This window comes from Brevibacillus schisleri (genome assembly GCF_055685845.1).
In genome coordinates, this window is the sequence record NZ_JBVNDM010000001.1 from 2,974,123 (window position 1) to 2,996,695 (window position 22,573).

The window sequence follows — 22,573 nt, forward strand, 5'->3', positions numbered from 1 at the left end:
ACTACAAAGGAGACAAGTGTTATGGATATGGGACTACGGAACAAAACTGCTTTGGTAACAGGATCGACGAGAGGGATTGGGAAAGCAATTGCCATTGAGCTTGCCAGGGAAGGCGTCAATGTTCTTGTAAATGGACGGAATGATGATGAGGTAGAGCGAATCGTAAATGAATTAAAGGCGGAATTCCCGGCTACTTCTCCTCAGAATGCTGCGGCCGATATTGTGGATCAACAGCAAAGAGAAGCTTTATTTGAGAAATATCCCAATGTTGATATTCTCGTTAACAATATGGGGATTTATGAAATCATGTCCTATGAAGACGTTGACGATGAAGTATGGGAAAAATACTTCCGAACCAATGTCCTTGCCGCGAATGGATTATCAAAATTTTACTTGCCTAACATGTTGAAGAACAATTTTGGACGAATCATCTTTATCGCAAGTGAAGAAGCGATCATGCCTTCAGGGCAAATGCCTCAGTATTGCATGACGAAATCGATGCTATTATCTCTGTCAAAAAGTCTATCAAAACAAACGGTAGGAACCGAAGTCACCTCCAATACAATCATGCCAGGACCAACGCTTTCCGAAAATGTCTATCAAATCATTGATAGCCTGTTTCCTGATGAGCTGGCATTTTCGGAAAAAGAGAATCAATTTATGGCAGCAAACCTGCCGCAATCCGAATTACAGCGGTTTATCAAGCCTTTTGAAATTGGCAGGCTGGTAGCATTTGTATCCAGTCCTTATGCAACCGCATTTAAAGGCTCACCAATCCGTATGGACGGGGGCATGGTGCCAACTATTTTTTAAAATACCGAGATAGACGCGACCAGGAGCCAAAGGGCCAGCATATGGAAATTTCCTGTAACTGAATGAAGATACACAAAAGTCCTGATGCATCTGTTCATCAGGACTTTTTTTCGCTTACTCTGATGGGAACGAAGCGAGAATCTCTAGGTAGCCATAGGCGAGCTATCCATGAGGTCTACTAACAACTGTCTGCCAGTATTCTGGAACTTTTTCCGTTAACTATACTTACTCAGCACATCAAAAAACTCTTTCAGAAAATGATAAAAAAGCTTTTCAGAAGGGGGAAGCTCACGGTTGTTCGGGATGATAATGCCTACTGTTCGCGTCACCAATGGCTCACTTATCGGGATTTTTACTGTCTCACGAGGAACGTTATCCGTTAACGTAAGCTCTGGTAACAAAGTGACGCCCAAGCCGGCCGCTACCAACCCTTTAATGGCATCGATATCTTCTCCTTCAAAAGCAACTTTAGGAGAAAAGCCCATTTGTGAGCAAGCATTGACAGCGATATTGCGCAGGATGAAACCGGGTGGAAACAACACAAAAGTATCTTCCTGCAACTGACTGAGACGCAGGCTTGGTTGCTTGGACAGCGGGTGCTTCGCGGGCAGCAATGCGACGATATTTTCTGCAAAGAAGATGTAGCTGCGCACATTTTTTTCCTGAGTGGGAACAGGTCCAAGAAAAGCCAAGTCGATTTCACCATGGATGACCGAGTCGATCAGCCCTTGATAAGAGCCTTGCTTCAATTGAAAGCCGATGTCCGGATACCGCGCGCGAAAACCGGAGATGACCGTCGGAAGGGGATTGGCGGCAAGGCTGCTCGTAAAACCAACACGAATCGTGCCCCGTGACGGGTCAAGGAACTCCTCGATCTTTTCTTTCGCTTTCTCGATTTCGTTCATCGCCATTTCGACGTGCTGCAAAAAGATTTTTCCGACTGCTGTCAGCTTGATATTGCGACCTTCGCGGAGGAACAGTGACACACCCAGCTCCTCCTCCAGATTGGCGATTTGCCGACTGAGGGCAGATTGAGCGACGTGCAAATGATGGGAGGCTTCGGTGAAGTGCTCCCGTTTGGCAACCTCGATAAAGTATTGAATCTGTCGTAGCTCCATGAATACCCCCACCTTACCCATTTATCTCGATTTGAGATAGATTTTGCATAAATTATATATTGTTTGTATCGTTTCACTCAATCTAAAATGTACATACCAGAGAGAGCAAGGAGAGTGGAGATCCATGACGACACAAGGAATGCCTGCTAAGCAAGGCCTGTACGATCCGATTTTCGAACATGACGCTTGCGGAATTGGTTTTATTGCCAATTTGAAATCGAAATCGACGCATGATATGGTCCGGAAGGGTCTGAAAATTCTGTGCCAACTGGAACACCGCGGCGGTCAAGGCAGTGATCCGGAAACGGGAGACGGTGCAGGAATCTTAACGCAAATTCCACACGCTTTTTTCAAAAAGACCTGTAAAGAGCTGAATATCACGCTGCCGGCGCCAGGCAAATACGGTGTAGGTATGCTGTTTCTTCCGATGGACGATGCGAAACGGCAAAAGTATGAAGAGCAGCTGGAGGAGATTGTTGCAGCAGAGGGACAAAAACTGCTCGGCTGGAGAACCGTTCCTGTCGATGCGACGAAAATTGGCAAGACGGCTGTAGCGAGTCAGCCTTATGTCCGTCAAGTATTCATCGGAGCCAGCTCGAATATACAGGACCAAATGGCATTTGAGCGGAAGCTGTACGTCATTCGCAAGCAGGTGGAACGGGCAACAGGTGCTGATTTTTACGCCGCTTCCATGTCTTCGCGTACGATTGTTTATAAAGGATTGCTCACACCAGGACAACTGGATGCTTTTTATCTTGATTTGCAAGATAATTCTTATACTTCCACCTTCTCAGTCGTTCACTCCCGTTTCAGTACGAACACATTCCCTACTTGGGAGAGGGCGCACCCGAATCGTTATTTGATTCACAACGGGGAAATCAACACCTTGCAAGGAAACATGAACTGGATGATGGCTCGTGAGAAAATGTTCCAGTCCGATGTGTTTGGTGCTGATTTGGCAAAAGTGGTGCCAGTCATTGATATGGCGGGTAGTGATTCGGCGATTTTGGATAACTGCGTGGAGTTTTTCTCGCTGGCAGGTCGCTCCTTGCCGCATGTCGCAATGATGATGATTCCTGAACCGTGGGATCAGGATGAGCAAATCGACGAAAATAAGAAAGCTTTTTACGAGTATCACAGCTGCCTCATGGAGCCGTGGGATGGTCCAACAGCTATTTCTTTTACGGATGGCAGAATCATCGGCGCGATTCTCGACCGAAATGGCTTGCGACCGGCGAGATACTATGTGACGTCCGATGATACCATCATTTTCTCATCAGAGGTTGGCGTTCTCGAAGTACCAGATGAAACAATTGTTCAGAAAGGCCGGCTGAGTCCGGGACGGATGTTGCTGGTCGATCTCGAGGAAGGCAGAATCGTTTCTGACCAGGAAATCAAGCAAAAAATCGCAAGCGAACAGCCATACCAGGAGTGGGTGAAAAACAACTTACATGCTATCGAGGATTTCCCGGCAGCGGGTCGCATGGAGGAGCTGCAAGGAGACAGCTTGCTTGTGCATCAAAAAGCATTTGGCTATACACAGGAGGAAGTCGATAAGGTACTTGCCCCGATGGTGGCTGAGCAGAAAGACCCCATTGGTTCGATGGGCGTAGACACACCACTCGCGGTACTCTCTGATCGCGCACAGCTCTTGTACCACTATTTCAAACAGTCTTTCGCCCAAGTCACCAATCCGCCGATTGATGCGTTGCGGGAGGCTTGCGTCACATCGACCCATACTGTACTTGGCGCGGAAGGAAACCTGCTTGCACCAGATGCGAGCAATTGCCGCAGAATTCGTTTGTCCAATCCGTTGATCTCCAATCAAGAGCTGGCGAAGCTTCGCGCGAACCCATACCAAGAGTTCAGGGCAAAAACATTGTCGATACTCTTCCCAGCCCAAGGGGGCGAACACGGGCTAGAGCTGGCACTTGATCAAATGTCCGCTGCGGCGGATGAAGCGATTGCTGCCGGCTACACCTTGCTGATTTTATCTGATCGCGGAATGAATCAAGAGTTGGCCGCCATTCCTGCCTTGCTGGCTGGAAGTGGACTTCACCATCATCTCGTCCGCGCAGGGACACGTACCAAAGCGAGCATCATCATAGAATCCGGTGAACCGCGTGATGTACACCAGTTTGCCATGCTGATTGGGTACGGTGCCGATGCGATCAACCCATACGTCGCCATCTCAACGGTAAGCAATCTGGCTGTATCGGCAAAGCTGAAGGAGATTACGAGCGACGAAGCAGTCGAGGTTTACCTGCAAACAGCCGTAGAAGGTGTTGTAAAAGTCATGTCCAAGATGGGCATTTCGACCATTCAGAGCTACCGCGGCGCACAAATTTTTGAAGCGGTGGGCATTCATTCTTCCGTCATCGATCGCTATTTTAGCCGTACCCCTTCACAGATTTCGGGGATTGGACTGGATGTAATTGCGCAAGAGACTTTGATACGCCATGCAAAAGCATTTTTGCCGGAGCATTCCGAGGAAGGATTGGAGGCAGGCAGTGATTTTCAGTTCCGCCGTGACGGTGAGTTTCACTTGTTCAACCCAAAGACGGTTCATGCCCTGCAAAAAGCTTGTCGGGAAGGTAGCTATGAGCAGTACAAAATCTATGCAGAGCAAGCGACAACCCAGCAATTCGTAGCCCTGCGGCATTTGCTCGATTTCAAGTCCAATCGGCAGCCGATTCCGCTGAGTGAGGTAGAATCTGTTGATTCCATTGTTCATCGTTTTAAAACGGGGGCGATGTCATACGGCTCACTCAGCAAGGAAGCACATGAGACCTTAGCAATTGCTATGAACCGTTTGGGTGCGAAAAGCAACAGCGGGGAAGGCGGCGAAGATTCGGCGCGTTACATCATGGATGAAAACGGAGATTTGCGACGCAGTGCCATCAAGCAGGTCGCATCCGGACGCTTTGGCGTATCCAGTCATTATTTGGTCAATGCTTCTGAGATCCAGATCAAGATGGCACAGGGGGCAAAGCCGGGCGAAGGCGGTCAATTGCCAGGAAGCAAGGTCTATCCATGGATTGCCGAAGTGCGCGGATCGACACCAGGAGTTGGACTCATTTCGCCGCCTCCTCATCACGATATTTACTCGATTGAGGATTTGGCACAGCTGATTTTTGACTTAAAAAATGCGAATCCGCGAGCACGAATCAGCGTGAAGCTCGTATCCAAGGCGGGAGTTGGAACGATTGCGGCTGGTGTGGCGAAAGGTCTTGCAGATGTCATTGTGGTCAGTGGACACGATGGAGGCACAGGCGCATCCCCAAAATCAAGCATCAAGCACGCAGGATTGCCATGGGAACTCGGTCTTGCTGAGACACATCAGACGCTCTTGCTCAACCGGTTGCGCGACCGTGTGGTTCTGGAAACCGATGGCAAACTAATGACGGGGCGCGATGTCGTCATGGCAGCTTTACTCGGAGCGGAGGAATTTGGCTTCGCTACAGCTCCACTTGTTTCCATTGGTTGTGTCATGGCTCGTGTATGCCACCTCGATACATGCCCAGTGGGTGTGGCCACACAAAATCCCGAGCTTCGCAAACGGTTTAAAGGCGATCCGCAGCATGCCGTGAATTTCATGCGTCTCGTTGCCCGTGAAGTTCGTGAGATCATGGCGGAGCTGGGCTATCATTCCATCGAGTCGATGATCGGACAGAGCCATGTCCTGAAGATGGGCGACAAGGCAAAAGAACATTGGAAAGCGAAGCATATTGATTTGTCTGCGCTCTTGTTCCAACCGGATGTCTCCGAGGATGTGGGCCGCTACCATCAGCACAACCAAGATCATAAGCTCGAGGAAACACTGGATCGTCAAAAACTGCTCAAGCTGTGCAAGCCAGCATTGAATAAACAGCAGCAGGTAGAGGCAAAGCTCGCCATCACCAATACGAATCGCGTGGTCGGTACGATCTTGGGCAGCGAGGTAACCAAACGCTTTGGCGAGCACGGTCTGCCGGAGGATACCATCCGCCTGCATTTTACGGGTTCGGCAGGTCAAAGCTTCGGGGCATTTGTTCCACGAGGGATCACGCTTCATCTCGAAGGAGATGCAAATGACTACGTAGGAAAAGGGTTATCTGGCGGCAAAATAACGGTCGCACCATCGAAAAACAGCAAATTCGCTCCCGAGCACAACATGATTATCGGTAACGTTGCGTTCTATGGAGCGACCTCTGGAGAAGCGTATATCAACGGCATGGCTGGTGAGCGTTTCTGCGTTCGCAACAGCGGAGTGACGGCAGTCGTTGAGGGAGTAGGCGACCATGGCTGCGAGTACATGACTGGAGGACGCGTCGTCGTTCTCGGCCCCGTCGGCAAAAACTTTGCAGCAGGCATGTCAGGTGGTACGGCCTACGTTCTGGTTGAAGACAAAGAGAAATTTGCTGCGATGTGTAATCAGGAGATGGTACTCCTGGAGACATTGGAAGATCAACGGGAAATCGCTCGAGTCAAACGCTTGCTGGAAAACCACGTTAGCTACACCGGTAGCCGTCATGCACAAGCTTTGCTCGATGAGTGGGAACGAACCGTCCAACAGTTTGTCAAAGTCATTCCAAAAGATTACAAGCAAATCGTTGCCACGATGGAGGAGTTGGAGAAATCCGGTATGAAGCGCCAAGAGGCGATATTGGCAGCTTTTGAAATGAGCCAGAAGAAAGGCGATGCCAAAGCCCCGAAAAAGAAAGCGCCCGAGCAATCCTTTGTTTCAGTAGGGAAATAAGGAGTAGGCCGATGACTTATTTTGTGAGTCGTCGGCCTTTCTTCGTTTTCATTCAAACAGATTGGGAAAAAAGACAGAATTTGATATGATAAGAAAAGATTAGATTCTATAAATGATTGTATGGCAGGTGATGGGATGTTTTTCCAAAATCACGAATCGCAATCAAGTTATCGGCAAACCCCTGAAAATTCTTCGCTATCCCCAACCCCAAAAAGCGCTGCACCCCATGTCTTACAGCTCACCAAAAAAATCGGAAACAAAGCCATGATCCAATTACATCAAAAGCAAAGAAATAACCAACCGGTCATACAAGGCAAATTTAAGGATATTGAACCAACCGATTATACAAAAGATGAGTATGATAACAATCAAAAAAACGAAGGTCAATTTACTGCTGTTCGAGCAGATAAAGACCTCCCTACCTTTTGGGGCGTGTTGAAAGATACATATGGGGAGGACAACGTAAATAAAAACTTCTTTTCCAAGACAGAAGTATTAGGAGATACATGTGATCGTCCTCATTCCGTTACTGCTATCGTAAAAAAAGGCACATCGAGAAAGGATCGTAAAGGCGATTCTGTTGTAAGTGCGATTGGCAATCTGGGTACAGAAGAGCGATTGATACGGGATGGAAAAAATGATGCAGCTAAAACCGCATGCGATGGGGGGCACTTGGTCGGTTATCAGATTGTACGAGGAATCGAAGCGAACCAAACGTGGAATATAGCCCCGCAGGATGTGAAAAACAACGAGCATTCTTATAATAATACGATTGAAAAAATGCTACGTGGAGCGGCAAGATATACGGAGTATACGTACTCTGTTGAGGTGAAATACGATCAATGGAACTTTCGTGTGGATCAAGAACAATTGGTTAAGCTAGGTGCTTTGAAGCAGGTCGATTCAACGAAGCCATGGGAAATTCAGCTACCAGTCAGGATCCCGTTTAAATGGGATGCAAAGGCGGAAATGAGCAAGAAAGATGAAGAGAAATGGAAATTTGCCAGTCCAACAGCGGGAGAATCTTCTTTCGAACAGTTTTCTCAAACAATGGATGAAGGGAATTTGGATTTTACGAGAAAAAGCCACACAGCAAGATTTAATCTCGCATTTTCCGATAAGGACGGAAATGAGGAGCTCTATGACATTGATTCCAACAACTTCGAGGCGAAGAAAGTGAAAGGGATTCGCTACTCCATGCATCAATCATTACCAACAGACTTTTTGAAAAATCAAAAACCGGTAGAATGGAAGGGAGACGAAGCGAATACAGTAGCTCATTTTGGTGAGGTGAAAAAGGGGCAAGCTTCGTCCACCAATGTTTTGGAAATCATACCAGCCAAACTGAAACGAAACAAAATTCTTATCGATGAGATTGAAGAAATTGGTGATGTAGAAAAGCCAGAAAAAATGAGATTAATTCCAGAAGGCATTTCCCTGTTAGACGAACGAGACGAGAAAAAATGTCTATTTATTTATCAATTAGATAAAAACAAAATTCGAAATGAATACGAGATACTTAAGGAAATAGAGGCGGATTATTACCCATATTTTGATGTACAACAAGAAGAAGAGGAAAGCTTTGAGAAAGAAAAAGAGGACTTCGATACCATAGCAAGTGAGTTCGCCATGTTGGTGGAAGAATTAGACAATAAGAAAGAGGATGAGATAGAGAGTACTCAACAAAACATGGCCCAGTATAACAAAATACTAGAGGCACAGACCCTAACCCTAACACGGATAAAAAACCATCGAATCGGAAGGAATTTATACAAGGACACAGTAAATGAGCTCTATCCTCTATATAAAGAGAAAATATTTCGTAGCTTACAAGTAGTGCATTCGATAACTGGGTATGATTTTGGCATCGAATATTATCATAATGACAAAAAAACAGACAGTAAAAACAAAACGAACAGAAATGGGAAAAGAACATTGGAGGCAAGGGAAGATAAGCGCAAAAAAAGAAAACCTGATAAGGAACAACAAGAAGAATGTAAAAAGATGACCGAAAAAGCTACAAGCAAGTATTTGCGAAAATCAGTAGAAGATTATTTAAATAAGAAGTAAGGGGGAGAAAAAGAATGGGTATGTGTGGCAATTACATGATAGCAAATGACGAGATGATCGATTCATGGATTGCAGGGACAATCGATTTATATGAGGTAGAGCTGAAAGAAGAGGATATGCTGGATATAGATAAAACGTGGCAAGCCATTCCCTATACTTTGTGTGGAGAATTAATGGATGGAGAGCCTCCATTTTGCTATGTGGTACCTCTATTAACGGACCAAGCAGTTGAATTCGGGGAGTTTGGCGCATTTTATTTACATAGTGAACAGGTAAAAGCAGCGTATGGGGCCATTGCCAATATGTCCGAGTCAGCTCTAAAAGTGAAGTACCATTTTTCTACCTTGGTAGAAAATGATGTGTACCCACTTCACGAGGGAGATGAAGCGGAAGGATTTTTCGCGTACATGTTGCATCATTTTCAATCGATTCAAGTCTTTTTCAAGCGAGCAGCAGAGCAAGAAAAAGGCCTTATTTTCTATATCAGCTAATGGAACGAGGTGCAGGATTGCCCCTGCACCCCGTCTTGTCAAACATAGAAGAAGCTTGCTTTATTCTGTTCGGTCTCTATTGGCATCATTATTCGTAGCACCAAACGTGTCATTGGCGTCAGCCGACACATTTTCCCCCATTTTGTTGCCAACTGCACCCCCGGCAACGGCACCTGCAATGGTACCAAGCGGACCTAAAATAGAACCTACAGCAGCACCTACTGCCGCACCGCCAACTGTTCCTACAGCTTCACCAGCGCCACTGCCTGTCATGTTCGCTTCGTCGTTGCCGATAGCATCGTTGTGATTGCGTTCGTTGTTCGTAGCCAAGATTGTCACTCCCTCGATTAGTGTTGGGAAGCTCTGCTATATCAAACGTGCAGCCCCAAGGCATAGTTTGTCCCAAACCTATCTTTTCATTCCAAAAAAAACCTTTAAGCAGGAGGAACGCAAGATCATGATTCAATCCATCGTCCATATCGCGCTCGTGGTCAAAGACTATGATGAAGCCATTGAGTTTTATACCAAGAAGCTCCATTTTACGTTAGTGGAAGATACGTATCAGCCAGAACAGGATAAGCGGTGGGTTGTCGTATCTCCGCCTGGTTCTGTTGGCACTACGATCTTGCTTGCAAAAGCATCCAAACCTGAGCAAGAGCCATTTATCGGGAATCAGGCTGGCGGAAGAGTTTTTCTCTTTTTAAACACAGACGATTTTTGGAGAGATTATCATGAGATGGTTGCAAGAGGAATCCAATTTGTGAGAGAGCCAAAAGAACAGCCGTATGGAATGGTCGCTGTCTTTCAGGATTTATATGGAAACCTGTGGGATTTGCTTCAGCTGAATGTAGACCATCCGATTGCCAAGCGAATGAAGTAGCAGGTTACCCAGCCAGAGAAAAAACAGGTCTTACCTCCAGTGATATGGATGGAAAGACCTGTTTTTCATTTTGTGTTACACGATATAGGACAGTCCCATGATCAAAATAATTGCCACAACAGAAAGAATGGTCTCCATCACTGTCCACGTTTTCAGTGTATCTTGCACAGACATATTGAAGTATTCCTTGATTAGCCAGAAGCCGGAATCATTTACGTGAGACAGGATCAGGGAGCCAGAACCTGTTGCCAGTACCAAAAGCTCTGGGCTTGTTCCAGGGATTTGCAGCGCGATAGGACCTACGATACCGGCTGCCGTCATCATGGAGACGGTCGCAGAGCCAGTTGCCACACGGATCAGGGCAGCGATCAGCCAGCCTAGGAAAATAGGGGAGATCGCAGATGCCGTAGCAAGCGCGGCAATATAGTCACCCACGCCGCTGTTCAGTAGCACTTTGTTAAATGCGCCACCTGCGCCGATGACGAGCAAGATTGTCGCGGTTGGAGCCAAGCAATCGTTTGTGAATTTGAGAATATCGTCTTTGGTAAAACCACGGTTGAACCCGAGTGTCCAGAAGGAAACAATTACGGCAATCAACAAAGACGTAATCGGGCTTCCGATAAAATCTGCCCATTGGCGAATCGTATGTTCTTTTGGCAGAGTCACATCCGCAACCGTTGCAGACAACATCAACAGCACAGGGAGCAAGACGGTGAAGACGGTGATCCCAAAGCTAGGCAAATCACGCTCGGATTTTGGCTCCGCCAACTGAGAAGCGAGCTCTGGAGAGATGCTGGCCTTGACTCTTTTGCTAATCCAGCTACCGTAGATCGGTCCTGCAATGATCGCGGAAGGCAGTGCGACAATGAGGGAGAGCAGAATCGTTTTACCGACATCTGCGTGGAACAGATCGACAGCGGCCATAGCAGCAGGGTGAGGCGGCACAATCCCGTGAACGATAGAAAGGCCGGCTACGAGCGGAATTCCGATTTTGACAAGGGATACCCCTGTTTGTCTAGCAATCGTAAACACGAGCGGAATCAAGAGTACAAAACCAACCTGGAAAAATACCGGAACCCCTACGATAAACGCCACGAACATCATGGCCCAGTGTACGTTTTTTTCACCGAAGCGGTTGATGAGCGTACGGGCAATGCGTTCGGCACCGCCAGATTCGGCCATCATTTTGCCAAGCATAGTTCCCAAGGCTAGCACGATCGCGATAAAACCGAGAGTGCCACCCATCCCATCCTTGATGGAGTCCACAACTTTTACAAGCGGCATGCCGGATGCGATTCCCACAAAACCTGCGGCCAATAACAGTGCGATAAACGGGTTCAGTTTAAAGCGGGTAATGAGAACGAGCAGGAAGACGATGGACAGCAGTGTAATGACGAGTGGCATGATGAACCCTCCCTAGTTGTTGTCTCTAGTTGTTCAACCGCTTTTGGAATTCGGCTATCAGCTTGTACTCTTCCAGCAGGTTGTAATAAACACGCTCGTATATATAGAAAAGCTCCAAATAGACACTAGATCGTTCCAAATCAGGCTCATGGCGATGCGAAATGTGAATCATTTTTTTCACATCTTGCAAATGATCCATCGCACCCAATGCATGCATCGCCAGAAGAGCGGCACCAAAGCTCGAGCTTTCATGACTCTCTGGAATCAGCACTTCATACCCAAACATATCGGACATGATCTGCCGCCATTCCCGCGAGCGGGCGAAACCACCCGATGCTCGGATTTCCTTGGCTCCACCTGCCAGATCGCGCAGGGCGATACCGATGCTGTAGACGCTAAACAAGATTCCTTCGAGAACAGCTCGGATAAAATGCTCGCGCTTATGATGCAGGCCGATACCGAAGAAGGAGCCTCTTGCTTGTGCGTTCCAGTACGGAGCTCGTTCGCCCGACAAAAAGGGGAGAAAGAGCAACCCGTCTGCACCAGCTCGAACATGTTCAGCAGCTTGGATCATGACATCGTAGGGATCAACGCCGAGCTGTTTGGCTTTTTCCACTTCAGGCCAACTGAATTCGTCACGGAACCAGCGAAGCATGATCCCACCGTTGTTCGAGGGTCCACCTATCACCCAATGGTTTTCCGTCAGCACGTAGCAGAAAGTCCGTCCTTTTGGATCCGTGATCGGCTCTGGAACAACCGTTCTTACTGCGCCACTCGTGCCAATCGTGATGGCTACTTGTCCGTGATCAATGGCTCCGATGCCGAGGTTTGCCAAAACCCCATCGCTCGCACCGACAACAAAAGGGGTATCTGGATCGATCCCGATCTCTTCCGCATAACGGATCTTCATTCCTCGCAGGATATGAGTAGTTGGTACAGGTTCACTGAGATGTTGCTTGGAAATGCCTGCGACTCGCAGTGCCTCCCCATCCCAGTCGAGCTTTCTCAGATTAAACAGCCCCGTAGCAGAAGCAATGGAGTAATCGACGATGTACTCACCAAACAGCCGATAAATGACATACTCTTTGATCGAAATAAACTTGGCTGCCCGCCGAAACGTATCTGGCAAGTTCTCTCGTAGCCACATGATTTTGGGCAGTGGAGACATGGGATGGATGGGCGTGCCCGTTGCTAAGTAAATCTGATGACCGACACCGTCGGCTTTCAGTCGATCTGCCTGTGCCACGCTCCGATTATCAGCCCAGATAATGCTATTCGTCAGGGGATTGCCACTTGGATCGACAGCGATCAGACTGTGCATGGCAGTAGAGAAGCCAATACCACCGATCTCGCTTTTGGCAATGTCTGCATGCTCCAGTGCTTGCTTTAAAGCCTGAATGACAGCAGAAAAAATCGTCTCCGGCTCTTGCTCGGCCCAAGACGGCTGGGGAACGAGTAGCTGATAATCGATATTACCCGTACCGCGGATGGCACCGGAAGGAGTGAAAACAATTGCTTTGGTACTGGTCGTCCCGATATCAAGCCCGATAAAGTAGGTTTGCGTCATAGAAGTCACCCCTAATTGAATACGCTTTCAACGTGTTGTCATGGAGATAACGCGATTATATCGAAATTTTTTTCATTTGTTAAGCATAAAGAAAAAAATTATTTCATAATTAAACATTTCACACGATGCTTGTATGATTTGCATTTTTCTCCTCCAAGTTGCAAGAGTGGGCAAGCAAAAGAAAAAACGCCTGATTTACAGGCGTTTGAGTGAGATAGCTTCGCGAATGTGCTGGATATTGGCGATCGTATCATCCTGCCTCCGTAAAGATACGGCTACATAGAGCAGATCAATTAAGCTGAGCTGAGCAAGCCTGGACGATAGGGCTTCTGTACGAAATACCGTTTCGCGCGAAGTCGTGTACAAGCACATGTCTGCCAGGCGCACAAGCGGAGATTTTCCATAGCTCGTGATGCCGATTGTTTTTGCTCCGGCTTCCTTGGCAACCTGAAGGGCTGCCAAAATATCTTTATTGGACCCAGAATGGGAAATGCCTACAACGACAGCACCTTTGGTAAGTAGCGAGGCGGACATCACTTGATAGTGAGCATCAGAATGATAGAGACAAGGAATGCCTGTCCGCATAAATTTGTGGTACGCATCCTGTGCGATGACGGCTGAGCCTCCCGAGCCATAAAACTCGATCCGGCTTGCGTTTTCCAAACAGGAGATGATCTTCATTAGCTCATCTTTATTGATAATTTGCTGCGTATCTCGAATCGTCTCGATATTTGCTGTGAAAATTTTTTCAGCAATCGCACTGACGTCATCGTCGTCGAGATTGATTTCTTGGTGAATCGTTTGCTTGGGATTCGTGACTTCACTCGCCAAGGCGATTTTGAATGCTTGGTAGCCACGAAATCCAAGCCTGCGACACAGACGAAATACGGTAGCATCTGCACACTGGCATTGATCGGCTAGCTCCGTGATCGAGAAGTGAATAATTTCGCTGGCATGCTCCAAAATATAGTCGGCGATCTGTTGTTCTTTCCCGCTTAATTGTGTATAGATGGCGCGTAATTGCGTGAGCACACGAGGAGCATGCGGGGTGGAAGCGTTCATCAATAGGTACCTCCTAACGTTCCATTGTGAATCTGTACTGATAGTATAAGGAAATTCAGACTCCTTTTCATAGGTTCGAAAAAATTTTCTTCATTTTTGATGAAAGATGAAAATTTTTGTCTTATAATACGTGGTAACGGATATGATCCAAAAAGGAGTGACGTACACGATATGAAGCTTGCGATCCTCGGATTAGGAAAAATGGGGTACAATCTCACGCTTAATTTGCTCTCGCATCAGCATGAGGTTGTAGCCTATGATGTAGATTCTACGCGTGCAGAAGAATTGAGTCATGAAGGCGCGATTCCAGCATTTTCGGTGGAGGATGCCGTGGCGAAGCTGCCGACACCTCGCGTAGTATGGCTGATGGTACCGGCAGGAGAGATTGTAGATCAATTGGTCGATCAGCTCTCTACCTTGCTTGCTGCAGGAGATATCGTCATTGACGGTGGCAACTCCCATTACAAGCAATCGCTAGATCGCTATGCACGCTTGAAAGAAAAAGGCATTCACTTCATGGATGCAGGAACGAGCGGAGGCATGGAGGGAGCACGCCACGGAGCATGCATGATGATTGGTGGAGATCGGGAAGCATTCACTCATATCGAGCCGATGATTCGCGACATTAACGTCGAAAACGGATATTTGTATGCTGGGGAAGCGGGCAGCGGCCACTTCTTGAAAATGATTCATAACGGGATCGAATACGGCATGATGCAGGCGATTGGTGAAGGCTTTGAGGTGCTTGCGAAAAGCCAGTATAACTACGATTTTGCCGAGGTCGCGCGCGTGTGGGCAAATGGTTCCGTCATTCGAGGCTGGCTGATGGACTTGACAGAGCGAGCTTTTCGAAAAGACGCCAAGCTTGATGAAATCCGTGGGGTCATGCATTCTTCCGGGGAAGGAAAATGGACGCTGGAAACTGCGCTGGATTTACAGGCAGCTACACCCGTGATTGCGATGTCCTTGCTGATGCGTTACCGTTCGTTGGATGAGGATACGTTCCACGGAAAAGTGGTTGCAGCCTTGCGAAATGAATTTGGCGGACATGCTGTAGAAAAGAAATAAGAAAGGGGATGACCGTAATGGTGCTTCGGTGGTTGAAGCTCCGGGGTCATCCTTTTTATTAGGAGATAATCACACGAGCTCCAGTACTTCACACAATTCAACCAACCGCCTAACCCCGAACATCTGATGGCGATTGCGATCATGAATGCTTTTGATCGCATCTGCCGTCACTTTTTTGGCCTGCTCCATACTTTGATTATCGACGGCTTGTACGATTTCTTTCATGTTCGTTAAAAAATACACCGTATTGCGCAATGTGCGGATAAGCAAAATCTTCCGTATATCCATGGGAGTGAATTGGCGGTAGCCATTCTCAGGATCTCGTGGCAGTACGAGCAAGCCTTCTTTTTCCCAATGGCGAATCGCAGACGTGGTGACTCCTGTGTAAGCAGCGACTTCACCAATCGTCATGCGGTTTCGCCACTTTTTGTTTAAGGGCAAGGAGACGTCGAGATTTTCCAAAAGTTCGAGTGTTTGGTCTGCGGCGACCTTCTCTTGTTGGAGATTGGCCTGTTCTTTATTCACGAGCCAAAAGGCAGCATCCATATCCGCTTTTTGAATCGATCGAAGGACTTCACAGGTGATAGCGACTCCGAAGCCGGGGAACATGGCGCGTAGGCAACGAAAATAGGCAAGATGGATCTCCGTATAGAGTCGATAACCATTGTCTGCACGGTCGGGAGCAGGAACGACTCCCCATGATTCATAATGACGCAAAGCACTCGTGCTAATATGTAGCTCGCGAGCGATCTCAATCGGCTTGTAATAAGGCATCTGACACACCTCCCGCTGGTTTGTTATCACGGATTTCACCATACCAAGAACAGCAATTCGAAGCAAATGTTCCGACCATTTTTGGAAGGTCGTAATACTTATACCCTGTTCAGCATGGAAAGGAAAGGTGAAAATTGTCAGTAGATATTCATTCTTCATTTCCAGAGGTGAGACAACGTATGGCCATTGTTCAGCTACGATCAGAGAACCCGGATTTTTCGTACATGATCAAGAAAAATCCGAATTCCGGAATGAGTTTACGATCCATTCGAAAAGGCATCGCTTACGGATGGTTTTCCAATACGGATACATACAACGTTTACTTTAAAGATGCAGAAAATGAGGTTTCCTACAAACAGTCCGAACAGGAGCATTTTGAATATTTGAATGTCTCCCGCTACAATACACCCTTGTTCCCGTTAAATGCGATCAATGAATTTTTTTCCGCACCGATGAAGCAACACAACGAGCAGGATGCAGAAGGGTATGAACATGTGTTTTTCATCAACATGATTCACATCGAACGACTGCTGTATTTGACTTTTTTTGAGAAGCACCTGAAGGACTTCACCTTTGAGCTCAAGCATCACGCCGATAAAAGTTACGCTTTGACTATCACAACGAGAACGAGTCTGCATCAGCTTCTCCACGTCGTAAGTGTGCTTTGTCTATTCTTGAGTATGTTTGGAAAAGAGTACATCGATATATCCGATAACATCCTGGATAAATACATCAAAAGCATCCATGTCATCGACGCACCTTTTTACATACGTAGCCTGTTCACACGAAACTTCCTGACAACCAGAGAGCGCTATCGCAAGTACAAGTCCGAGATTGAGAAGACAAGTCGCTACCCCATTCAATTGGAGTATGGCAGTACCGGTTTGCAAAGAAGGAACTACATCGCGAGTAAGCTTCCTTTTACCAAATCCATTGTAGATATCGGTTGTGGTGAAGGCTTTTATGCGATCCCGTTTGCTTCCAAGCTGCCGCAGTATTACTATGCCATCGATATCGATGAACAATCGCTGGAATTAGTTAGACGCAGGGCCTGGGAAAAAGAAATCTCGAATCTCATTTTGTTCCCCTCGCTCGATCAGTTTTTACAGGATTACAACGGTGAGCAGGTAGATGTCATTTTGACTGAGGTCATTGAGCATATGAGCAAAGAGGAAGCGAGATCGCTCATCCAGCAAATCTGCAGTCGATTGGATTTTGACCAGCTTATCATTACAACACCCAATTCAGACTTTAATCAGTTCTATGAGCTGGAAGGCTATCGCCACGACGATCATAAATGGGAAATGGGACAAGAAGAGTTCCAGGCATGGATGACCGAGATCATGGAAGAAGCTGGGGTGCAGGGGCAATTTGTGTCCATTGGTGACGGCGTGAACGACATTCACACCACACAAGGCGTCATTGTCCAGAGAAAGGGGGCGTAACGATGCTGTTACAGACTCAGGTTCACACGATTTTTATGCTCGTCGGTCCCACCGAATGCGGGAAAACGACTTTTGCCAAGGAAGTACTCATGCCGAGGCTTTCATTTGAAGATGAACAAAAAAACGTAAAAGCAAATGTCCAATACATTTCCTCGGACAGCATTCGCCAAGAACTGCTAGGCTATGATTACGACAAGTATGATCAGGTGATGCTGGAGGCCAGCGAGCAGGCATTTCAGCTCCTGTATGAAAAGCTTCGCTTGGTGACCTCGTTTCCGATCAACGCCGAATTCGTGGTTGTCGATACAACAGGACTAGCAGAAGACTTCCGCTCGAAAGTCCGTGACATTGCAGCAGAGAACAATTACCGATTGGAAGTGATCCTCTTTGATTATCGCAATCGGGAAGATTACTATGCATCCGAACGGTCGAAAAAACTGATTACCAACCATATTCTCCGGTTGAAGCAAGAGGTACTCCGGGCATTATCCAAAGAAGGGTACCACAACATTCACCGGATACGGCACAAAGATTTTTACACACTGGTAGATAAGGTGGCAAATCCTCGTTATGAGGTCGTGATCGAAAATAAAGATGCCTATCTGGCTACGATCCTTCCTAAAGATCAAACATACATCATCATTGGAGACATTCACGAATGCGTCCACGAATTAAAAGGTCTCCTGCAAACCTACGGATTCAAGCTCGAGGACAATCGTCTCATCTCGACGGACAAGGTGCAGCATACCAAAATCATCGTAGCAGGGGACTGGATCGACAAAGGAGCGCAAACGAGGGAGATCATCGAGTTTCTATATACGAATCAAGAGCATTTCTTGTTCGTTCTCGGGAACCACGAAAATTTTGTCTACAAGTACCTGCGAAAGGAACTAAAAGGGGTAGACCCACAGCTACTGGATACGTATTTTGATTCCACGCACGTTTTGGAAAACGACGCCGAATTAACAGAGAAGTTCAATCACCTGTATACGCAGGCTCAGCCGTTTTATCGATCGAACGCATTAACTGGGCCGTCCTATTATGTCACACATGCTCCCTGCAAAAGGAAATATATCGGAAAGCTTGATGCGAATTCGATGCGGCGCCAACGCAATTATCGGATAGACCGAACAGCATCATTGGAAGAGCAGCTCGCATTTTTGACAGTTGAAGCGGTCAGTAACCATCCGTACCATATTTTTGGTCATATCGCGGCACAAAAAACGTTTCGCCTGAAAAACAAGCTCCATCTCGATACCGGATGTGTGCACGGAAATGCTTTAACGTCAGTCGTGATCGCGCACAAGCCGTTTTTCAAATCGTTTCAGTCTGAGCATCGGGTGATGACTGAGGAGCTGCCGATCTTGTTCCATGCAGAAAAACAAGTATCCATGGGAGACTTGGAAGAGGAGGAACTCCGTCGACTCCATTACTGCTCGCAAAATAAGGTCAATTTTATTTCCGGAACAATGCCTCCGGCGGATAAGGATACGGCGACACAGGAATTGGAGTCGTTGAAGGCGGGGCTGGATTATTTCGCGAATCGAGGCGTTCATCAAGTCGTGTTGCAGCCGAAATACATGGGCTCGCGATGCAATCTCTATCTCCATCTTGATCGCGACAAATGCTTTGCAATCAGCAGAAACGGTTATGCCATCCATCAGGTTGATTTGACACCAATTTATGACAAGCTGCATGCAAGGTTCCGAGCATACATGGAGCAAAATGAAATTGCGATGATCATCCTGGATGGCGAATTGTTGCCGTGGAGTGCAATAGGGAAGGGCCTGATCGAAAAGCAGTTCAAACCGATCGAATCCGCGTTGCGGAGTGAATTTGCATTTTTGCAAGAAAACGGCTTTGAAGAGGCGCTGCACCAACTCATTCACAACTATGACGAAAGCGGATTCGAAAAAGACCAGTTCCACCTATCCAAGAGTGCGCTCACGGAAAAATTCGGTTCGAGCTTGTATCAAAACTATAAGTATGTAAGAGAAATCAAAGAGAGCTACGTTCCTGTAGACAAGCATTTGGAGGCCTATCACATTTACCAAAAACAGTTGGAGCTCTATGCAGGAGAAGGGGAGCTGGCCTACAAGCCTTTTACGATTCTAAAGACCGTCTATTTGAATGGGGACGAGCAATTGCCTGACTGGAAAACATCCGATATGTATCGTTTCGTCAATGACGATCATTTCCTCACGATCGATTTGTCCGAGCTGAATGCGTATGAAGAAGCGACACGTTATTTTTCCACGATTACACTGGAAAACAAAATGGAAGGCATCGTGATCAAGCCAGAGTTCATCAATCAGAAGGTCGTTCCTGCCATGAAGGTACGCAATCCGGAGTACTTGTCGATTATTTATGGCTACGACTACCGATTCCCACACAAGTACCGCAAGCTTTTCAATCAGAAAAACATTACGCAAAAGCTCAAGACTTCGATGCAGGAACACAGGCTGGGTGAGCGGATGCTTGGTTTTACATTTGACGACATTTCTCCAGAAAATACGGAGTATCAAAAAGTAGTCGCAACGATGCTCTTTGAAGTGGCGAAGGAAAAGGAGATCGATCCGCGATTGTAAATGAAAAACGAGAAGCTGCTATCTGAGCAAGCTTCTCGTTTTTGGTTTGCAGAATTATTTGTTGGGGGATGGAGCAGCATCCCATGCTTCGATATTATCGACGCCTTCAATACTGTCCTTGTAGAACACAGGATTTTTTCCTGCTTTTTTCTGTTCCAAATAATCATGTAGCGCAGCAAAGGCGACTTTTGACAACATGGCGATCGCAATCAGGTTGACAATGACCATCAAGCCCATGAACAAATCGGCCAAATCCCATACGAGCTGTACCTTTGCCACTGATCCGAACAACACCACGGCGAGTACGCTTAAACGATATAACATTAGCCATGCTTTGCTTGTCTTTAAAAACTCGATGTTAGTCTCGCCGTAATAGTAGTTACCGATCAATGTACTGAAGGCGAATAGGAATACCATAATGGCAAGGAAGCCAGAAGCCCAAGAACCGATATGAATACTCAGTGCTGCTTGGGACAGCTCAATGCCACTCAGTCCTTGTTGCGTGTACGCGCCGGACAGCAAAATGATAAAAGCTGTGCTTGTACAGATCACGAGAGTATCGAATAGAACACCGAATGCTTGAATCAGACCTTGCTTTACTGGATGGCTTGTCGTTGCCGTTGCCGCAGCATTCGGCGCACTACCCATACCAGCTTCGTTCGAGAACAATCCTCGCTTGATACCGTGCATGAGCGCTGCACCGAGAGAACCGCCTGCGATTTGTTCGAAGCCGAACGCGTTTTTCACAATCAACGCGATCATTGCAGGCATCTCGGAGATGTTCATGATCACAATGAAGAGTGCCATCCCGATGTACAATACAGCCAATACAATGACGATGTACTCAGACATTTTCGCAATGCGTTTCACACCGCCGAAAATGATAGCTGCGAATGCGATCGTCATGATGATACCTAGTATCAAACGATCTGTCCCAAACGAATTTTCAAAAGCAATCGTGATCGTGTTGGATTGCACGGCGTTAAATACAAGACCAAACGAAAGAGTGATGAGGACAGCAAACAGGGCGCCCATCCAGCGTTTGTTCAGCCCTTTTTCCATGTAATAAGCCGGACCGCCACGAAAACCGCTCTTATCCTTTATTTTATAAATCTGAGCGAGCGTACTCTCAACAAAACTGGAAGCAGAACCGATAATGGCAATGACCCACATCCAGAATACGGCGCCAGGACCACCTAATGCAATGGCAATGGCAATTCCCGTAATGTTCCCTGTGCCGACACGTGCGGCCATACTAATAGCGAAAGCTTGAAAAGGGGAGATGCCACCATCGTCTTTCGCTCTTCCTTCTTTAATGGAACGGATCATTTCCGGCAACATGCGTACTTGCAAAAATTTGCCCCGGAAGGTAAAGAACAAGCCTAACGCGATTAGCATGACAATGATAATATAGGACCACAAAAAATCGTTTATGGAAGCTGTTACGTCGAGTAGAAATTGTTGCATTGTGTCACCTCGGATTTTGTTATGAATGTTTCCTTAGTATTCTCTAAAAAATCGTTACATCCCATTCCTGAGCAATATGTTTTAACAAAGAAACGCCCGCTACACTGTTTCCACAACCGTCAATGGAAGGTCCAAAAATACCGATTCCACAGCCATCTTGAAACGGTGAATGTTGTTTGCGGTTAGGAGGAACCAGCGTCATGATTCCGCCTGAGACGCCACTTTTTGCTGGCAAGCCAACATTCGCGGCGAATTTGCCTGATGCATCGTACATGCCGCAGGTGAGCATCAGAGCTTTGGCTAAACGGACGACATCTTTCGGGAGAACTTGTTCGTTGCGCAGCGGATGGAAGCCGTCGAGTGCCAACAGGAGACCGATCAAAGCGATTTGCTCGGTGGTTACTTCAATCGAGCATTGCGTTAGATAAACCTCCAAAGCCTCTTCTACTTCGCAGGCCAGATAGCCCGTATCCTTTAAATAATGGGCGAGTGCCCTGTTTCTGTGAGAGTTTTCCCATTCGGAAAGAAACACTTCCTCGTTCACCATTGGCGTCACACCTGTGATTTTACTGAAAAATGCATTCAAGTAACGCAGCTTATGATCCGGTGTTTGACCAGGGAGGAGTGAGGATGTCGTAATCGCTCCCGCATTGATCATCGGATTAAAAGGCTTACCTGGCTTGTTCATTTCCAGTCGGATAATGGAGTTGAATGCATCACCAGTTGGTTCTACATCTACCCGCTCCAACACGTAAGGGATGCCATGGTAGCAGCAAACAGCAATAAAGCTGATTACTTTGGAAATACTTTGCATCGTAAAAGGAGCTTCCCAGTCACCCGCGGTGTGCATTTTTCCAGTAGGCTCGATGATACAAATACCTAACTGATTCGGATCTGTTCTGTACAAAGCAGGGATATAACTGGCACATTTTCCTTCAGATGCCTTGGAACGATATTGTTCCACCCATTGTTCTAATTCATCCACGAGTAAAACCTGCTGAATCAACGCCTGTCCCCCCAAAAATCGAATACACTGCTCTTACGCGAAGTGGAAGAGAAAGCGCTTCCATGCTTCACGAAAATACATA

General features: G+C 46.9%; 16 protein-coding genes. 8 read left to right on the forward strand and 8 right to left on the reverse strand.

Translation table 11 applies throughout. The features are described from left to right. The first annotated feature begins 21 nt into the window (after positions 1-21). Positions 22-813: an SDR family NAD(P)-dependent oxidoreductase gene (locus ACUUHJ_RS14800; protein ID WP_472299200.1), complete on the forward strand. Its 792-nt coding sequence runs from the start codon at positions 22-24 to the stop codon at positions 811-813. A 215-nt stretch (positions 814-1,028) separates the two neighbouring features. Here the strand turns inward: ACUUHJ_RS14800 and ACUUHJ_RS14805 are convergent, their stop codons facing one another. Further along, complete coding sequence (locus ACUUHJ_RS14805; RefSeq protein WP_064199579.1) at positions 1,029-1,931, reverse strand: LysR family transcriptional regulator; 903 nt, start codon at positions 1,929-1,931, stop codon at positions 1,029-1,031. Between the two features lie 124 nt (positions 1,932-2,055). Here ACUUHJ_RS14805 and gltB point away from each other — a divergent pair, with 124 nt between their 5' ends. The 3 genes from gltB to ACUUHJ_RS14820 all read left to right on the forward strand — a co-directional run bounded on the left by gltB (position 2,056) and on the right by ACUUHJ_RS14820 (position 9,230). Continuing rightward, positions 2,056-6,669 (forward strand): glutamate synthase large subunit, encoded by a 4,614-nt coding sequence (gene gltB / locus ACUUHJ_RS14810; RefSeq protein ID WP_472299201.1) that lies wholly within the window; start codon positions 2,056-2,058, stop codon positions 6,667-6,669. A 135-nt stretch (positions 6,670-6,804) separates the two neighbouring features. After that, positions 6,805-8,739 (forward strand): hypothetical protein, encoded by a 1,935-nt coding sequence (locus ACUUHJ_RS14815; RefSeq protein ID WP_289677877.1) that lies wholly within the window; start codon positions 6,805-6,807, stop codon positions 8,737-8,739. A 14-nt stretch (positions 8,740-8,753) separates the two neighbouring features. Further along, positions 8,754-9,230, forward strand: a complete 477-nt coding sequence (locus ACUUHJ_RS14820) for a YfbM family protein (protein ID WP_472299202.1) — start codon at positions 8,754-8,756, stop codon at positions 9,228-9,230. 60 nt (positions 9,231-9,290) lie between these two features. On the opposite strand, the gene ACUUHJ_RS14825 is transcribed toward ACUUHJ_RS14820, so the two are convergent. After that, positions 9,291-9,569: a glycine zipper domain-containing protein gene (locus ACUUHJ_RS14825; protein WP_015891026.1), complete on the reverse strand. Its 279-nt coding sequence runs from the start codon at positions 9,567-9,569 to the stop codon at positions 9,291-9,293. Between the two features lie 118 nt (positions 9,570-9,687). On the opposite strand from ACUUHJ_RS14825, the gene ACUUHJ_RS14830 reads away from it, so the two are divergent. Next, positions 9,688-10,110 carry a VOC family protein gene (locus ACUUHJ_RS14830; protein ID WP_289677879.1) on the forward strand — a complete coding sequence of 141 codons (423 nt, stop codon included), beginning with the start codon at positions 9,688-9,690 and terminating at the stop codon, positions 10,108-10,110. 75 nt (positions 10,111-10,185) lie between these two features. Here ACUUHJ_RS14830 and ACUUHJ_RS14835 read toward each other — a convergent pair whose 3' ends face one another. The 3 genes from ACUUHJ_RS14835 to ACUUHJ_RS14845 form a co-directional block, all read right to left on the reverse strand. Next, positions 10,186-11,514, reverse strand: a complete 1,329-nt coding sequence (locus ACUUHJ_RS14835; RefSeq protein ID WP_289677880.1) for a GntP family permease — start codon at positions 11,512-11,514, stop codon at positions 10,186-10,188. 25 nt (positions 11,515-11,539) lie between these two features. Next, complete coding sequence (gene gntK, locus ACUUHJ_RS14840; protein WP_289677881.1) at positions 11,540-13,081, reverse strand: gluconokinase; 1,542 nt, start codon at positions 13,079-13,081, stop codon at positions 11,540-11,542. 195 nt (positions 13,082-13,276) lie between these two features. Beyond that, the gene (locus tag ACUUHJ_RS14845; RefSeq protein ID WP_289677882.1) at positions 13,277-14,143 is read right to left on the reverse strand and encodes a MurR/RpiR family transcriptional regulator; all 867 of its coding nucleotides are present in this window, start codon (positions 14,141-14,143) and stop codon (positions 13,277-13,279) included. 171 nt (positions 14,144-14,314) lie between these two features. On the opposite strand from ACUUHJ_RS14845, the gene gnd reads away from it, so the two are divergent. Then, positions 14,315-15,211, forward strand: a complete 897-nt coding sequence (gene gnd / locus ACUUHJ_RS14850) for a phosphogluconate dehydrogenase (NAD(+)-dependent, decarboxylating) (RefSeq protein ID WP_188068211.1) — start codon at positions 14,315-14,317, stop codon at positions 15,209-15,211. 69 nt (positions 15,212-15,280) lie between these two features. Here gnd and ACUUHJ_RS14855 read toward each other — a convergent pair whose 3' ends face one another. Continuing rightward, positions 15,281-15,985 (reverse strand): MerR family transcriptional regulator, encoded by a 705-nt coding sequence (locus tag ACUUHJ_RS14855; protein WP_289677884.1) that lies wholly within the window; start codon positions 15,983-15,985, stop codon positions 15,281-15,283. 179 nt (positions 15,986-16,164) lie between these two features. Here ACUUHJ_RS14855 and ACUUHJ_RS14860 point away from each other — a divergent pair, with 179 nt between their 5' ends. After that, on the forward strand, positions 16,165-17,430 hold the full coding sequence (locus ACUUHJ_RS14860; RefSeq protein ID WP_289677885.1) for a class I SAM-dependent methyltransferase: 1,266 nt from the start codon (positions 16,165-16,167) through the stop codon (positions 17,428-17,430). 2 nt (positions 17,431-17,432) lie between these two features. Beyond that, the gene (locus ACUUHJ_RS14865; RefSeq protein WP_289677886.1) at positions 17,433-20,018 is read left to right on the forward strand and encodes a metallophosphoesterase; all 2,586 of its coding nucleotides are present in this window, start codon (positions 17,433-17,435) and stop codon (positions 20,016-20,018) included. Between the two features lie 54 nt (positions 20,019-20,072). On the opposite strand, the gene ACUUHJ_RS14870 is transcribed toward ACUUHJ_RS14865, so the two are convergent. Both ACUUHJ_RS14870 and ACUUHJ_RS14875 read right to left on the reverse strand, forming a co-directional pair. Continuing rightward, positions 20,073-21,485, reverse strand: a complete 1,413-nt coding sequence (locus ACUUHJ_RS14870) for an alanine/glycine:cation symporter family protein (protein WP_289677887.1) — start codon at positions 21,483-21,485, stop codon at positions 20,073-20,075. 43 nt (positions 21,486-21,528) lie between these two features. After that, a complete protein-coding gene (locus ACUUHJ_RS14875) occupies positions 21,529-22,506 on the reverse strand; it encodes a glutaminase (protein WP_289677888.1) in 978 nt (325 codons plus the stop codon). Between the last annotated feature and the right edge of the window lie 67 nt (positions 22,507-22,573).